The sequence below is a fragment of the Paenibacillus sp. JT31N17 genome, from assembly GCF_056269255.1.
On sequence record NZ_JBWDNP010000012.1, the window covers coordinates 107,214 to 123,496 of the forward strand.

General features: G+C 51.3%; 11 protein-coding genes. All 11 read right to left on the minus strand.

Annotated elements, in window-relative coordinates:
* Nucleotides 1–7: 7 nt before the first annotated feature.
* Nucleotides 8–1,153 (minus strand): cohesin domain-containing protein, encoded by a 1,146-nt coding sequence (locus AC0YOB_RS28145; protein WP_475795603.1) that lies wholly within the window; start codon nt 1,151–1,153, stop codon nt 8–10.
* 378 nt (nt 1,154–1,531) lie between these two features.
* A complete protein-coding gene (locus tag AC0YOB_RS28150) occupies nt 1,532–2,317 on the minus strand; it encodes an AraC family transcriptional regulator (protein WP_475795604.1) in 786 nt (261 codons plus the stop codon).
* Nucleotides 2,307–4,559, minus strand: coding sequence for a helix-turn-helix domain-containing protein (locus AC0YOB_RS28155; protein ID WP_475795605.1), 2,253 nt, complete (start codon nt 4,557–4,559; stop codon nt 2,307–2,309). Before AC0YOB_RS28155 ends, AC0YOB_RS28150 begins: the two co-directional genes overlap by 11 nt.
* Nucleotides 4,560–4,697: 138 nt before the next feature.
* Nucleotides 4,698–6,338, minus strand: a complete 1,641-nt coding sequence (locus tag AC0YOB_RS28160) for an extracellular solute-binding protein (RefSeq protein WP_475795606.1) — start codon at nt 6,336–6,338, stop codon at nt 4,698–4,700.
* Nucleotides 6,339–6,506: 168 nt separating this feature from the next.
* On the minus strand, nt 6,507–7,430 hold the full coding sequence (locus tag AC0YOB_RS28165) for a dockerin type I domain-containing protein (protein WP_475795607.1): 924 nt from the start codon (nt 7,428–7,430) through the stop codon (nt 6,507–6,509).
* Nucleotides 7,431–7,472: 42 nt separating this feature from the next.
* Nucleotides 7,473–8,507, minus strand: coding sequence for an S-layer homology domain-containing protein (locus AC0YOB_RS28170; protein ID WP_475795608.1), 1,035 nt, complete (start codon nt 8,505–8,507; stop codon nt 7,473–7,475).
* An 85-nt stretch (nt 8,508–8,592) separates the two neighbouring features.
* A complete protein-coding gene (locus AC0YOB_RS28175) occupies nt 8,593–11,877 on the minus strand; it encodes a carbohydrate-binding protein (protein ID WP_475795609.1) in 3,285 nt (1,094 codons plus the stop codon).
* 24 nt (nt 11,878–11,901) lie between these two features.
* The gene (locus AC0YOB_RS28180) at nt 11,902–13,491 is read right to left on the minus strand and encodes an extracellular solute-binding protein (protein WP_475795610.1); all 1,590 of its coding nucleotides are present in this window, start codon (nt 13,489–13,491) and stop codon (nt 11,902–11,904) included.
* A gap of 51 nt (nt 13,492–13,542) precedes the next feature.
* On the minus strand, nt 13,543–14,400 hold the full coding sequence (locus tag AC0YOB_RS28185) for a carbohydrate ABC transporter permease (protein WP_210044093.1): 858 nt from the start codon (nt 14,398–14,400) through the stop codon (nt 13,543–13,545).
* Nucleotides 14,401–14,416: 16 nt separating this feature from the next.
* A complete protein-coding gene (locus AC0YOB_RS28190; protein ID WP_379113409.1) occupies nt 14,417–15,310 on the minus strand; it encodes an ABC transporter permease in 894 nt (297 codons plus the stop codon).
* Between the two features lie 385 nt (nt 15,311–15,695).
* Nucleotides 15,696–16,187 carry an imm11 family protein gene (locus tag AC0YOB_RS28195; protein WP_475795611.1) on the minus strand — a complete coding sequence of 164 codons (492 nt, stop codon included), beginning with the start codon at nt 16,185–16,187 and terminating at the stop codon, nt 15,696–15,698.
* Nucleotides 16,188–16,283: the final 96 nt, after the last annotated feature.

Consider the following 16,283-nt stretch of genomic DNA (forward strand, 5'->3'; position numbering starts at 1 on the left):
TATTGGTCTACCATTCAATGATCATTCGGGCTACCAGCACCAGATCCTCGATATCGATCTTGTTGTCACCGTTCATGTCGCCGCTCTTCACCAGATCCCAGTCCGGATCAGCTGATGTTTTGCCGTACGATTTTGCCATAACTGCCAAATCGCCCACACTCAATTGATCATCGTCGTTGTAATCTCCAGGAATGTATACAATGACTGAATCGCTGAATACTTTTACCGCTTGCCTCAATTGAGTTGCAGCCTGTTCGATATCCGTCAATGTGGAGGACGGATTGTTCAGCACCTGCTGTGCCGCCACGATCGCCGCATTCAGCACCGCTTTCGAGCCTGCCGGATATTGACCGACCTGTTTTCCTTCGACTGCGTTGTCATGCAAGGTCCCCGCTTGTTCAATCAACTCGGCCAATGTCAGCTTCTCGACGCCGATAATCTCGATTGAATGCGAAGCTCCTAGGACTTCATGTTCTGCTCCTGCACCGTCAGCGACCACCGCATTCGTGATTCTGACATCCGCTTGCCCGCTTGCAGCGTCCGCTTTCGCCTTGAAGCTCAGCTTCATCAGGCTGCCGTCCGGACCGGTCTGTAAATCGCCGAGGAAAATGCTAAGGAAGCGGATAACCCCCGGTGCCGATTCTTTATGATCAACGATGATAAAGTCCTCGTCCAGCGATGACGAACCGACAAACTCCAGCTTGCCGGCATCGAAGGAAACGGTGATATCCTGCGCAAGCCCCTCGCCGCTGTAATCCTTCAAACTGTAAGTAATGTCAAATGCTTCTCCGGCTGAAACACTTCCGGGTCCGGTCAGAATGCTCCCGCCGCTGCTGCCCGATTTTATCCATTTTGCAAATAGAAACAGATTAGTTCCGGTAACTGGCGTTTTCAAATCCCATTTGTTAACGAAGGTCTCATTATCCAGGTACCACCCGTCAAACGTATAGCCTTCGCGTATCAAGTCTGCCGGGGCTATATCTTCCACTGTGTCGCCTTCGTGCTTTGTTTCAAACATGCTTACGGTTTTGGCATCGTCATTATTCCAGAACATGACGAAGACGCTGGCTCTGTCTGCGGCCATGGCGTGCGTATTAGCCATTATGAAAACCATAGCAATCGCCAGCATGCAGGATAAAAGTCTTTTCCCCATAATCCTAATCTCTCCTTTGAATTAAGCTGCCTGGACGCTAAGGCACCTTTTTTCGATTATTTTATCCCCGAAGAAGATTGCCCAGATAAGAAGAAACGGCATCGCCGTCCTTTGGTGGCGCAGCAAGTTTCTTCCCTCAGACCTTATAGAAATGGATAAATGTGAAAGTGAAACTTATACATTCTATAAGGTTGAAAATAACGGCTTCATTATGTTCTACCTTTCCTCCCTTCACTGCAGCCTCCTCTTACGTTGTATTATATGAATTCAATAATCTGTAATCCATGGATAAACCAAATATAATTGGTAATTATCAAATATTTATAATAATATATCCCATATAAAAATCGTAAATTTTTTTTGAAATGCTCAAACTAACTATAGTTTTGCAGCCATAGAAGGAGAATAACCTTTGCTCGCTTTGAATACTTTGCTAAAATACGAAATATCGTTAAACCCGCACCGGTCCGCTACCTCGCTCACGGTAAATCCCCCTGTATGCAGCATCATCTCTGCATGATTGACGCGTATTTTGTTGATATATTCCTTGACCGAATAATTCGTATTTTTCTTGAAAAGCTTGCCTAAATAAAAAGGATGCAGTTGAAGCATGGCTGCGATCTCCGAAATATCCACCTCTTCCGCGAAGTGCTCCATAATATACGCCTTGACTTTGTTCACTCTGGGATCATAGGGAGTGTCGAGGGATTGATCGTAATAAATCGACAGCAGACGATGAAGAATCAATTGGAATAACCCCCGTGCCCGCATCACATATCCCGGCTGCTTGTTCATCCAGACATCGTTGAACTCTCTAATATGAATGAATATCTCATTGGTATTGAAATTCTTGTTCACCCTCTCAAACGGCAGAGGATTGTTGTGATAGGCGTCCATCCATACAAAATTGAAAGCGAACGAGTGCATCGGGGATTCCTTGACCGTCTTGGCCTCCCGGACGCAGCCCGCCGGAATATAGATGACGTCACCGGCTTCTACCGCATACTGCCGGCCGTCCACCTTATAAACCGCCTGGCCTTCGACGATGAAAGTAAGATCATGAAAGTGGATCGTTTGCTTCTCTATTTCCCACTCGGGGAAGCAGCGCCGATCCACAAAATAAACGACTCTGGGAATATGGTTTTGAAATCGTTTAATGCCCATATGAACGCTCCCCCGTATTGAGCTCTTTCTTCTTCCTGTAAATCCCAGGCGTCACACCAACGATTTTCTTGAAGGCTCTGTGGAAGGAAACGGCATGAATATAACCGACCTGGACGGCAATGTCGGGAATCGAATGATCAGTGGACAATAGAATCTGCTTGGCATTCTCCATTCTGACGACAGACAGATAATCGATGAAATTGATGCCTAATTGTTCCTTGAACAGGTAGCTTATATATTTCGGATTGATTTTGAATACATCGGCAAGATGAATCAGAGAGAGATCGGGATTTGTATAATGCTCATCAATATAGCGTCGTACCTCCTCAACTGTGGAGGCATGCTGCTTGCTGTCCCGCAAATGCTTCATCTGTGCTTCGAAGGTCAGCAAGGGACCAAGAAACGATTGCTGCACCTCCTCCAGGCTTTCAAACGTGGAGAAGGTCTCGCTGAGCATCGGCAGCGCCAGGCTTTCCCACACTTTCTGATAATCCACCGGAAGCTCTTTGATCTCTCTGTGGAATGTATTGAGAAGCACGTTGATCAGCGCAACGGCGTCATCCCGGTTCATGCTACCGGAGCGGAACGAATCGAACAGCTCATTGAACGCTTCCTGCCAATTGGGCTCTCCCATCCGGTACATGACCGGTATTCGGCGGATTTCCGGCAAAAATTCATGAATCGACAGGTAGTACGTATCCTCAATGGTATTTTCCGTAAAAATGACCTTGTTCGTTCCCGAAAAAATCTTTTGCTTCAACGTATCCGACGCCTGCTCGAACGAAAGCGAAATATTGTCCGGCGAATCAACGATACTGCCTACTCCAATTGTTACCGTATACTTCAAATGCTCCTGGACCCATCTGCGGAAGGGTTCGAGCAGATCCGTGACGCCCGGCTTTTTTTGCGCTTCATTATAAGGATCGCCCAGAAGCAGCATAACCAGTTTGTTGCTCTCCAGCCACTCCAGCCAAATGGTGCATTTCACGGACAGGGCTACTTCCTTCGCAACGTTGACCATCGCGAATTTGATCAGATTCTGATCCCGCTGGTTGTATTCCGCGCAAAATTGCGGATACTTGTCGATCTCGGCCACAATAACGCGGAACTGCTGCGAATCGTAAGGAAGCTGCAAGCCGGCCATCTCGCGCCGCCATTCCTCCGCCCCGACGACACGGTTGCCCATAAGCACATCATGATAGAATACCTTTTTCTTATAGACCAGATCCTCCTCATGCGTTTTCTCGTAATCGATGGATTGGCGGATCAGACGGTCGATGGCGGAATCGATAATGATCAATTCATGATTGCCTTCAAAATCGATGATGTTGTCCTTCCGCTGTGTAAATGACTGCAGCCGGTCCATAATCGTACCGATCGGCTTGTAGTTGATTCTGGCGATAAATATAAACCATAAAATGCCGATAATCGTGAAAAATAATGCCGCAGCGGCAGGAATGATAATGGAGGCTTCGGGAAACTGCTTCACGGCAAAACGGCTGAGACCGCTGCGGAGCGTCCATCCTGTATATTCGGAGCGCAGCTCCGCCAGAATTTTCCCGTCCTCCTCCGTGCCGGAGCCGCTGAAGGAATGGCCGGAGCGGTTAAACAGCTCAATATAGCCGTCGTTTATTTGCGAATCCGGATTCAGCAGTGCCTTAATGGAGGAGGTTTTGACATTAACCACCAGTGCTCCGAGCTCTCCGTTCGCGAACGGAATATCCTTCACAAGGGAGACGACCTGTTCCGTCCTGCCTTGAAATATCGGCTCCTGATAGCTTCTTGGATCGCTCCACGGCTTGGAGGGCAGCTCCTTCAGCTGCGGAATTAGAAAGGCGGCATCCGGGAATGCGGACAATGAAATCCGCATCAGATTAGTCAGAACCGTATTGTCGCTTCTCCGGTACAGATAGACCGAGTCGATCAGCGGATTAATGACCTTCCAGCCTCTGATCGTCTCCGAGGCTGCGCCTTCCTCCAGGACGAGGTCCTTGCTGTCGTAGAAGAAGCGAATCAGCCTGGAGTTATCGGACAATTCCTTTATTACCAGCTTATCAATCTCCTGCAGCGAGTAATCGACCAGTCTCAGCAGGCGTTCGGTCGCTAAAGCATTGACCTGCTGCGAGGCTTTCTTGGACATGTCGTTCAGGGAGATGAAGGTAATGCAGGCCAAAGTGATAAGCACCATCACGAAAAAGGAGACATAGGGAATGAGCTGTCGATATAACCATTTCCGGTTCACGGGGGCGCCTCAATTCTTAAATGAGCATTGTATTCACCAAATGATACAATTTGTATCCCAACTGACACAACAACAAGCGTTTGCAGCAGCGCAGCAAGCTTGACTTAAGACCGCTATTTTGCAAGGTTAACCGGCACCCTACCGGATAGAATAATAGTCTTTGGTGAACAGCACTCTATCCTTTTTCTCCGTGAACCATTTTCCGTAATATTCATCCACCGCAAGCCCTCCGGACTGCTCCCAGGCATTCCGTGCGTCCGCAACGGCCTGCTCAACCGAATACGACGGGTTCACAATCGCTTTATTATAAATGTCGGTAAGCGCCCTGGTGCCGTCATTGATGGATAATTGCAGAGTCTGGGGCAGGGTCGGCCAATTCCCGATGGGATAAGCGAATTGCAGGGCGGGATTCAGAGAGAATTTCTCCCCCTGCTTCTCAATCATGATGTAATCCTTGTCGATCGGATCCTTCGGATTAAGCGAGGCCGCCAGCGAGTTGCATTTGCCCAATATAATGCGTGAAGCCGGCATGTACAGATCCAGGGTCCAGGCCATCTCGCGATTATACTTCTCCCGGCTGGTATATTGATAACAGCCTTCCTTATTGATGAAATAATGCTCACCTTCTATCCCGAACCGGAGCGTCGTCAAGGCTTCCTCCGACACGATAAAATCGATGAATTTCATTACATCCCTGGGGCTTTCCGCCTGCTTGTTGATCGCTCCGACGAGCTGAACCGGGGCTTTGGCGAACGGATTGAATTGACCGAATGGCCCCTCCGGGAGCGGCATTGCTTTCACTTTGGCGGACGGGACTTTATCAATGAGCGATTGGATAATGGGATAGGCATCCTCAATGCCGCTGCTTACCCAGAATATGCCGAGCTTGCCGTTCACAAAATCGAGCTTGGCCTTCTCCCCGCTGCTGTCCGCCAGGAAATTATGGTCGATAAGTCCGTCCTCGAATAATAGTTTCTCATAGTCCAGGGCAGCCTTCACGCGGTCCCAGGCCCGGATAACTTTCCCGTCTTCAAGGATATAACCGACGTTCTGGAACATCATATCGATAGGCCGTATGCCGCCTGCCGTTTGACCGTTCAGCAGCGAGCCCAATCCCGCAAAGTTAATTCCCAGCGTATCCTTGATGCCGTTTCCGTCAGGATCCTGATATGTAAACGCTTTCGATACTTCATATAACTCTTCTGCCGTACGCGGCTGCTCCAGATGGAGCGCATCGAGCCAATCGCTGCGGATGAGCAGGGAATGATTGGTCTTGATCCCTGTTATCTGGGCGATCAGATACATATTGCCGTCCTCTTCCGTGGCCAGCTTGCGCACCGAAGGATACGCATCCAGCAGCTGCTTGTAATCCTTGCTGTAGCGGTCAACCAGATCATCGATTGGAAGCACCTGCTGATTGGCAATCAACTCATTAAGAAAGGACCATTCGTAGTCCAGGATCAAATCCGGCGCTTTTCCCGATGCCAGCAGCATCTTGTACTTCTGCACGGAATCGCCGCGCGAGATCGGAACAAATTTGACATTCACAGGACTATGCTCGTTAATCCACCGGGTCCAGCGGTTATTGTCTACCGTGCCTTCCGCGGTGGGAACGCTTCCACGATCATAAATGCCGACGGTAATTTGAGGCTTTTCTGCTGCAAGAGGCGGGGCGGAAGATTCTGCTGCCGGGTTGCAGGAAGTCAACGTCAGCAGCATGGAGAAAATCATTAAGGAACTAGCGGCAGTAAGTACCCGGAATCGCTTCCATATAACCATGGATCTGTCAGCCTCGCCTTCTCTTATTTCACCAGCTTTTGGAAGTGATATCATTGTAGCAGGCGTGGGCTGGAAACGTCCATATACTTGTTTCCGAGCCTTAACATTATTCCAAAAAGAATCTTCCTTCCACCATATCATGCATGCTTTATGGCAGTTTTTTATTCCTTATCCTGCAAAAATCGCTGCTGCTATTTCCGCCAAGTCTTGTATATTGACTATGCCATCTCCGTTCAGGTCATAATTCTTGGCTTCCATCCAATCCGGCTGCTCCGAAGTCCGGCCATAGAATCTTGCGGTAACCGCCAGATCGCCTACGCCCATTTTCCCGTCGTGGTTGTAATCGCCCGGCAGCGAGGTGCTTATCGTCACATGATGGGCTGCGCTGCCCACTGAAGTTTCTATGCCTTGATCGTCACTGACAATCAACCTGGTAACGGTAATCGCCGATGCTCCCGATGCCGCTTCCGGCTTCACTTTAAACTGCAATTTGACGAAGTCGCCGCTTGGACTGGACTGCAGCTCTCCGAATCGGACCGCTATGAACCGAATTCCGCCCGGTGACTGGACATGATCCAGGATCGCGTAGCGTTCCGCATCCAAAGCCTCTGTGCCGATCAGTTCCAGTTGATCCGGATTATACGTCAAGGTCAGATCCTCAGCGGTTATGGCGCTCTTCCGCCCGCTTAATCCGTATATCAAGTCAAAGCTATCACCCGCTCTTGCGGTAACCGGTCCGGTTAATACAATGGCTGCTGTCTCCTCCGCCACACCCGACAGTATCCAGCGGGCAATCTCGGACACGTCGGCTATATCCACCTGCCCGTCCCCGCTCACATCCGCATCGGCATAGCTGCCCCAGTCGGGATCGGCGGATGTTCTGCCGATAGACGAAGCTGCAATAGCCAAGTCCCCGACCGATCGGTTGCCGTCCTGGTTCAAATCCCCCTCGACGGCAGGAAGCAGCTGGATGCTCCCGAAAGAAGGACTCTCCGCATTATCAGCCTGCGCAGCCGGCAATCCTCCGAGGCCTGCTGTCATACCCAGCAGTAGTGCCGCCAGCAATCTTCTCACGCCCGCTCCCAATCTCATAGGCTTTTCCATTCTCCTTTCCTGCAGGTGCAGCTTCACGCCTTAATCCGCCCGGTAGTCCAGCAAAGCCATAATCAAGGACACGGCTTCCGCACGGGTTGCCGTACCAGCAGGATCAAAACGGTTGTTTCCCTTCCCGTTTACAAGTCCGGCTTCCGCCGCTGCCGCGATGGCAGGATGTGCCCAGGATGGAATGGTGCCGGCATCGGCAAATTTGGATTTCCCCTCCGCTTCCTTATTCAGCCCTGCAGCCCGGGCGATCATGACCGCCATTTCAGCACGGGTAATGGAATTGGCGGAACGGAAGGTGTGGTCCGCATACCCGACGATGATGCCCGACCCTGCCGCCTCCGACACAAACGGCCTCGCCCACTCGGGAATCCGGTCCAGATCGGAGAAGTTCAGCGTCACGCCATCTCCCGACGCGGGCAGCTGAACCGCGCGCACCAGCATCGCGGCGAATTCGGCGCGGGTAACCTTGCCATTCGGGCGGAAGGTGCCGTCCTCATAGCCCTTCACAATACCGAGTGCTGCCGCCCGCTCGACCGCCGCCTTCGCCCAGTGGCCGTCCAGATCGCTGTACGTGACGGCATTCTCCGCCGAAGCGATATCAAGCTTCAGCTCAACATCCGGCGTCAGCGTCACCGCCTCAACCTGGCTGTCGACGAGCTTGACCCTCGTCAGCACAACAGCCGTCTCACCTGCGGCAATGCTCTCAAAGGACAAGGTCGCAATCGCAGCCTTGCCATTCTCCCCCGCAGTCTTGCCAAGCTTCGTATGCGCAAAGACGATCTCCCCGTCCTTGTCCATCGCGGGTACGGTAAGTCCAGTCCAGTGTGATGAAGCGCTCTTGAAGCGCAGATGCTCCGCATCATAGCTCATACGCAATTCATAGCCATATAAATCAGTCAGCTGTTCCCCTTGGACCGTCACGCGGATGTCCTGACCTACAGCGGGAGCCTCATTGTTTGCCGATAATGAAAAATGCGGCGTGTCCGCTCCCATTGCAGCATAAGGGAATAATGAAAGGCCAAGCAGCAAGCATAAGCCCAGTGCGATAAATTTGCGTCTCAACATGCATATCCATCCCTTCCCATCAATGGGGGGGAGGAAGACGTGAATCCCATGTCTTCCTCCCAAAGCAATCGGTTCATTCCAGTATCTATTGCCAGTTGATAATAAGTCTTGCAACGGTTACAAGATCCTGAATATCGATAACATTGTCGTTGTTCAGGTCGAACTGCTTCAGATCATTCCAATCCGGATCGGTAGAGACTGATCCGTACGCTTTGACCATAAGCGCCAGGTCGCCGACGCTTACTTTGTTGTCATGGTTGTAATCGCCGCCCACCGACACGATTACAGAGGCAAGGAAGGTCTGCAGCGCCGTATGAAGCTCCGCTGCAGCTTGCTCGATTTGCGCCTGCGTGGAGGACTGGCTGTCGTGTACGGCCTGTGCGCTGTTGATCGCAGCAAGCAGTACTGCTCTGGATCCGGCCGGATATTGTCCGACTTGGCTGCCTTCCACTGCCGCATCGTACGCTTCCTGCGCCGCCGCGATCTGCACGGTCAGAGCCTGCTTGTCGATAACATTGATCTGCACGCTGTGCGACGTGCCTTCAAGCTGCTTCTCGACACCCCCGCTGCTCGCAACGACCAGGTTGGAAATGGTGACATCGGTGGTTCCCGCCTGCGCGTCCGGCCGTGATTTGAAGTGGAGCTTCAGGAGATCGCCCTCAGGATTGGCCTGCAGCCCGCCCAGATGGATGGCGAGGATGCGGATTTGGCCCGGAATCTGCTTGTAATCCGCCACAATAAATTCATCATCGGCAGGCGTTAAGGGATTATCAGCAAGCTCCAGCTTCTGCGGATCGTAGGACACGGTAATATCCTGAGCTGCTATTTCCCCCTGGGAACCATCCAGAGCAAAGGTCAAATCGAAGGATTCGCCAGCCGAAACCGCATCGGCACCATTGAGCGTAACCGCGTTCGCCTGACTTGCAAGCTCCTTCAGCCCGGTATCGTCCAGGTAGAAATTAGTTGTGGAGTTCGTTGTCGTATACACCAACTGAAGCGCGCTCACATCACCCGGATCCTCGAAGGTGAACTGTCCCTTGACTGCCGTCCAGGCTGATGCTGTCAATTCCTGCTGTGCGACTGGAACGGTATAGATTCCTTTGCTAGCGCTGGTCACACGCAGATAGATGCTCGCCGTATCATACTCGAAGCCGCTGTTGTACGGATAGAAATATCCCGTAACCTCATATTTCGATTGATCATATAGCTTGTTCAGAATTGACTGTCCGATGCCCACTGTCGGGTCTGCGGACTGCCGGTTCAGCAGACGGCCTGCGCGCGAGCCGCTGTAAACGGAAGTCGTTACCGTATTGACTGTCCCATCGCTGCCGCCGCCATGGCTTCTGATCCAGGGAGAGGCTGAGGAACCGCTTTCGAACCCCGGATTGGCCAGCAGATTGTCCCCGATCGCCGGTGCCAGATTGCCGTCGTTGAAGGCAAAGGAATCGACGTTGAACATCTTGCCGTCCCGCCCGCCGGTGAACACCACATACATATCGTGGAAGCCGTAGGCGCCATCGGCCGAATTGGTATCGATCATCGTAGAGACCGTCAGCCATCGGCCGGGATCGTTCAGCGGAGGAACATTCATGGTACCGACTACCTTGCCGGAAGCCGGATCATCGAGCCTGATCTCAATTTTGCCCCCGCCCTGGGCGGCTACACGGGCATTCATGCTCAGCACATACCGCTTGTTCGCTTCGCCATTTGCGGAGCCGTCCGCAAAATTGACATTCGCGTATTTGATGTAATCGCCATTGCTAAGACCGGTCACTGCCTGACCGCCGCCGCTGCCGACTGTCGCCTTCACGTCCGGAGACTGGCCGTCATTTTCCTCTGCCTCATAAGTCGAGAAGACATCCTTCTGTTCGGGAAGCGCAGGAAGCTCGTATTTCTTTGGTATAAAGGTCGTCACACTGGAGCCCTTGAGCTCCATCGTGAACGATTGGCCGGAAACCGCGATATCGCCCAGCTTCTTCAAATTCTCATTGGGAGAGGTGCGGTACGGAACGACTGCGTCCACTCCCCCCGGGAAGTCCTGAAGATCAAAGGTAATGGTTTGCGGCATGGAATCGTTATTGACCGCAACGATAGAGAAATTCCCCGTCTGCGGATCCTTATAGGCCGTAACCATAACCTCGTCCACAGGATTCTTGTCGGCGCCAATCATTACATAGCCCGGACGGATGAACCGGCTGTAGTTGCCGAAAGAATAGTATCGCTTGAACACCCGGTACTGGCCGTTCTCCGTCGGCGCGAGCGCTTGATTGCTGCCGTCATTGCTCAGACGGATCAGGTCGGAGCCGTCGGCGCCGTTGTTGGCGGCCGGCCACCACCAGAAGTAAGCGCTGATGCCGGTGTTGTCGAACATATTGCCGATCAGGTTTGCGTAACGCAGCGCATCGGTAATGGTGTTGTTCTCGAAGGTTTGCAGTCCCGTTCCCTGATTCATATACTCGGTCTGCCAAATCGGCTTGCCTTTCTCCCTGGAAACCGGAAATTCGGGAACATTCGTGCCGATTCCGTAAGCATGTGTAGCTACGACATCCACATAATTGACTGTCACGGGATCGTTAAGCGCAGGAAGCGCATAGGCTTCGGTGAAGTTCACATGCTCAGGCATAACGATCTTGGCCGGCACCTTTCTTGCAGTGAAGGTCGGTCCCAGATAATCGCGGATAAAGACATTCATCTCATCGGCCGTCCATACCGTGCCGGAATAGGCTGGGCCTATATTCGGCTCGTTGGCCAGCGATATATAAGAGATATCCAGATCGAAATGCTTCTTGTAACCCAGAACATATTCGGCCAAATAATCGGCATAGTCCTGATAATTCTCTTTCTTCAATTTGCCATTGCCCGTACCCAGGACGCTGTTGTTCGTTTTCATCCAGGCCGGCGGGCTCCAGGAAGAGGTCATAAACGTCGTGACGCCACGCTCCTTGGCTTCATTCATGAACCAGATTTGATATTTGTCGAAGTCAGCCTTTTTCGTTGCCCATTGGGGATCATCCCAGACAAATACGCCCTTCTCCGGTTCGATCGTTTCTGTCGGCCCATCGTACTCTTTGCTGCCCCATGTGCCGCCGTCCCCCATCATATTGCGGACGATGCTGATGCCGATGCCGCTTTCGCGGGAAAATATCATATCCAGTATTTGCGTCCGCAGAGGCTCCTGAAGCCGCATGATCGAGCCGGCCTTGTGGAAGGCCCCGGAGCCGCCAAAGCCGTCAACCTTTTGCAGCTCCGTGTTCCAAGTTACCTTGCTGACAGGGGCCGCCGCTTTTGCTTCCGGCAGCACCCATCCGCTGACGATCAAAGAAAGACAAAGGCATAAACTTAAGAATTTGACCGCATTCCTCTTTATCATGAAGAACGTCACTCCCTCTGGCTTCTATTGGGCAGCAGCCCACTGCTCTTCATATTCCTTCGCTATTTGATCCCCACCGCTTGAACGCCAGCGGTCCATCTCGCTTTTCCATTTCGCTTCGTCCATCACGCCCATGATGAATTTGGTATTTGCATCCGTGATGATCAGCTCAAGCTCGGCTCCGCGCTCCACCTGCGTTTGGGAAATGAACGGATTAGCCGGATTGTTCACCAGATGATTCTGGTTCTCCGTTGTAACCTGAAGCTCCTTGGTAACCAGCGGATTCACATTGCCCTGCATTTTGATCGCGTCCAGCGAGACGGCGCGAAGCGGCCATTTGTAAGGGAAGCCGACTTCGTTGTCAAACTTCTCCTGGTCGATGATTTCCGGTTTGCCGTCCTTCATGGTATAATGCGTTCCTTCAATTCCCCATTCCAGCAGATCCGCCATTTCCTGATCGGCCAACTGGTCGAAGAATTTCAGAATTTTTTTCAGATCATCTTCCGTCTTCACGCTAGATTTCGGGAACATCAGAATGCCGTTCGAGCCAAGAGCCGCCGCAATCCGTTTGCCTTTGTCCGTGCTCAGAATGCTGAAGAAGTCGACTGTCGCATCGGGAATGTGCTGTTGAATACGGGCTTCATAAGACAGCGCCACATTAGTGGAATTGGCGATGGCGCCGGCCTTGCTGTTCTCGAATTCGCCTTCCACTTTGGGACGGTCCATGATGGCGAAATCGGGATGGATCAGACCTTCATCGAATAACTGCTTCTGGAATTTCAGACCTTCCAAATATTCCGGTGTAAATACATCACGGGTAAATTTGCCTTCCTGAACATCCCATACGTTCGGCGCTCCGAAGAATACCCCGAATGTGGATGGAGCAGGTCCCGAGCCGCCCAATGCGCCCATCGTCATGCCGTAAGTGTCGTTTTTCCCGTTTTTGTCCGGGTCCTGATCCTTGAACGCCTTCAGCATCTGATGAAACTCTTCAACAGTTTGCGGCTCCTGCAGGCCGACATTCTTCAACCAATCCACCCTGTAGATGAAAGCGTCGCGGGCCAGCGGACGTTCCCTCGGAAGCCCGAATACTTTTCCCTGGAATGCGACATTATCGTAGATGGCCTTATTCAGACTGGATAGATTAGGAAAATCCTTGATGAAGGGAGAAATATCCCAAAACACATCATTTTGAAACGCGGAGAGCAGGTACGATTGCTTCGGCGCACCGTAGCTTGCAATGACCTGGGGCAGGTCGCCTGATGCGATCATGACAGAGAGCTTATCCTGGTAGGAATTCCCGGGGAAATGATCGATCTCCAATTTGGTATGAGTATAGCTTTCGATGGCCTGCTGCACGGGATTTCCGGCCTGCGGAACGTCTTTTCCATCGAAATTCACCGCCATCTTGATTGCAAAAGGCTCGGTATCAGCGGGCTCCGGCTCTGCCGCCGCCGGTTCATTGTTTGCCGTTTCATTGTTCGCCGTGTCTGCCGGCTGCTGCGGTGCGGGATTATTGCTGCCCCCTGAATTCGAACTGCATCCGGTCACGACAAGCATGACTGCGAGCAGTACGGATAACGCCCCCGCTGCCCATCTTCTTCTGTTAACCATCTTTACGACCTCCTGTTAATGCTGATTTTTTTATGGAGAATTCAAGGCCGGTCAGCCTTTCACCGAGCCCAGAAGAACGCCTTTGGCAAAATGCTTTTGCAAAAACGGATACACAAGCAGGATCGGAATCGTGGACACGATAACAACCGCCATCCGGACCGATTGTCCATAGAAGGTCATGTTCTCCCCCATTTGGGAGGAATCGCCGATGCTTCCCGATGCCTGCACGACAATCTGCTGGAGCAGCACCTGCACCGGCCATTTCTCATTGTCGTTGATATAAAGAATGGCGCTGAAGTATTGATTCCATAGTCCGACTGCGTAGAACATCCCGAACGCCGCCATAGCAGGCAGGGACAACGGCAGGATGATCCGGAAGAACACGGACAGCTCGTGACAGCCGTCAATTTGCGCCGCTTCCTTCATCTCCTCAGGAACATTCTGGAAAAACTCCTTCATCACGAGCAGATAAAATCCGCTCATCAGTCCCGGAATCATAAGCGCCCAATACGTGTCGATCATCCCGAGATTGCGGACGACGAAATAGGTCGGGATCATGCCGCCGCTGAACAGAATCGTGAACAGCACCATCATGAGCACCGCTTTTTTACCCGGTATGTTCTTGCCCGAAAGGCCGTAAGCCATCAGGGATGTGAACAGCAGGCTAAGCAGGGAGCCGAGCGCCGTAATGTAGACGCTGACCCCGAGGCTGCGCACGAATTTGTCCGTTGAGAATATGTACCGGTACGCATCCAGCGTCCATTCCCGCGGAAAAATATCCTCCGTTGTAGAGAAAGAGTTGCTCAGTACATACAAGAACGGGAGGACGGTCAGCACTGATACGGCGCCAAGGAAAACGTAGATCAGAATATCACCCAGGCGATTCGCAAGCGTCCTGTCGTAAACCATGCCCGCACCTCCTTTTTTAATAGATTCCTTCTTCGCCGAATTTCTTGGCCAAGCGATTCGCGAGCCAGACCAGCACCAGGCCGATCACCGATTTGAACAATCCGACGGCCGCGCTGTAGCTGAACTGTCCCTGCTGAATACCGACGCGGTAGACATACGTATCGAATACCTCGCCCACTCCCCGGTTGATGGCATTCAACATCAGGTAGATCTGCTCGAACCCGAGGTCGAGAAAATGGCCCAGCCGCAGTATCAATAGAATAACGATTACGCTTCGGATCGACGGCAGCGTAATATGCCAGATCATCCGCAGCCTGGAAGCTCCGTCGATCCGTGCCGCTTCATACAGCTGCACATTGACCCCCGCCAGTGCGGCAAGAAAAATAATCGTGCCCCATCCGGCGTCTTTCCATATAATTTGAAGCATAATGAGCGGACGGAACCAATCCGGACTGTATAAGAAATCGACGCGCCCTGAGCCGATGGCCTCATTCCATTTGTTGATCAAGCCCTCGGAGCCGAGCAGCAGGAAGGTAATCCCCGCGACGACCACCCAGGACAGGAAGTGGGGAACATAGACCAGCGTCTGCACATAACGCTTGAACATTTCATGGCGCACCTCATTCAAGAGAACCGCCAGCACAATCGTGATCGGAAAGTAGATCACCAGACTGTAGAAGGCGAGCATGAAGGTATTTCTGAACAGCGTCCAGAATTCCGGTGTATGAAACAGCCGGTCAAAATGCTTGAATCCCACCCAATCGCTGCTGAACATTCCCAGGGACGGCTGATAGTTCTGAAAGGCCATCAAGACGCCCCACATCGGCCAAATCTTAAAGATGAGAAAATAAATAATTCCCGGCAGCATAAACAGATAAAACCATCTGGCCTTCCACATTCTGATGGACATGGAAGACCGGCTGCCAATTGGCGTCCCGCCCTTTCTAATTGCAAGTCCCTTCTCCAAACGATCACCTCTTGTCGACTGTCATTTTCACCTCGTCATTGTATCGGCTTTGGCCCGCTTGCATCTACAGACATGATTCCGATCAGATACACATTTCATAAAAGGAGGATAATCGGGCAAACATACAAATTTCCGGCAGGATACTGTTTTCGTAAAGGATGAGCTTGCGGAACAACACAAGCTCGTTTCCCAAATTTTCATGCTTATTCTCTCCCTTATCCTTATTTGTTCAGACCAAGTATTTTTGATACGATACACGACAGGCGGCCCCATTCTAGGATCCGCCTGTCCCTTCCATCTCAACTGCTAATTTAAATATCCGATTTCTTTACTTCATGCCATTTAAGTTCAAACAGGATTGGTGCAAGGTATATCGGATCCAGCCAATGGTACTTCCCATCCCCTGCCAATTGCCCGGTAAGCAAAGGCCATCCGCCTCCGCTTGAAGCTGCCACTTGCCGCTAGCCATTGCCTTTCCGGCCTTGACCATTTGGACGTCTTGTTCCCAATTAAACTCTGGTCCTTTATTTCGTTCAATTTCGGTCAGCATATTCTCATAATTTCTCTTTAAGATTTCTTCTCTATCTTCCGGTTCCTCAGGGTCCCAGATGAGTTCGAAGACAAATCCCTTTAAATTTGCATCCATTACGGTATCGCGAAACATGTTGGATACGTAGACGCTGACACGTTTGTTTTCTGTTAGCTTAAAAATGTTGCATTCCTCTATAACTTCTTTCTTAAATACGATTTTGTTAAATCCTCTAAAGGTGCCATCTGAATCAATTCCAATATCAGACTTTTCATAATTAACAGCATACATCTATGACATTCAAAACATTTACCAGATATAATTTCTCTTCATACTCGACAGGGAAATACTCCACATGATTTTGTAGAATTGAACTTAGAACTTGAA

Bases quoted from the DNA above. Each gene is read 5' to 3' on its own strand.
- AC0YOB_RS28145 (WP_475795603.1), bottom strand. From the start codon at position 1,153: ATGGGGAAAAGACTTTTATCCTGCATGCTGGCGATTGCTATGGTTTTC.
- AC0YOB_RS28150 (WP_475795604.1), bottom strand. From the start codon at position 2,317: ATGGGCATTAAACGATTTCAAAACCATATTCCCAGAGTCGTTTATTTT.
- AC0YOB_RS28160 (WP_475795606.1), bottom strand. From the start codon at position 6,338: ATGGTTATATGGAAGCGATTCCGGGTACTTACTGCCGCTAGTTCCTTA.
- AC0YOB_RS28165 (WP_475795607.1), bottom strand. From the start codon at position 7,430: ATGAGATTGGGAGCGGGCGTGAGAAGATTGCTGGCGGCACTACTGCTG.
- AC0YOB_RS28170 (WP_475795608.1), bottom strand. From the start codon at position 8,507: ATGTTGAGACGCAAATTTATCGCACTGGGCTTATGCTTGCTGCTTGGC.
- AC0YOB_RS28175 (WP_475795609.1), bottom strand. From the start codon at position 11,877: ATGATAAAGAGGAATGCGGTCAAATTCTTAAGTTTATGCCTTTGTCTT.
- AC0YOB_RS28180 (WP_475795610.1), bottom strand. From the start codon at position 13,491: ATGGTTAACAGAAGAAGATGGGCAGCGGGGGCGTTATCCGTACTGCTC.
- AC0YOB_RS28185 (WP_210044093.1), bottom strand. From the start codon at position 14,400: ATGGTTTACGACAGGACGCTTGCGAATCGCCTGGGTGATATTCTGATC.
- AC0YOB_RS28190 (WP_379113409.1), bottom strand. From the start codon at position 15,310: ATGTCCATCAGAATGTGGAAGGCCAGATGGTTTTATCTGTTTATGCTG.
- AC0YOB_RS28195 (WP_475795611.1), bottom strand. From the start codon at position 16,187: ATGTATGCTGTTAATTATGAAAAGTCTGATATTGGAATTGATTCAGAT.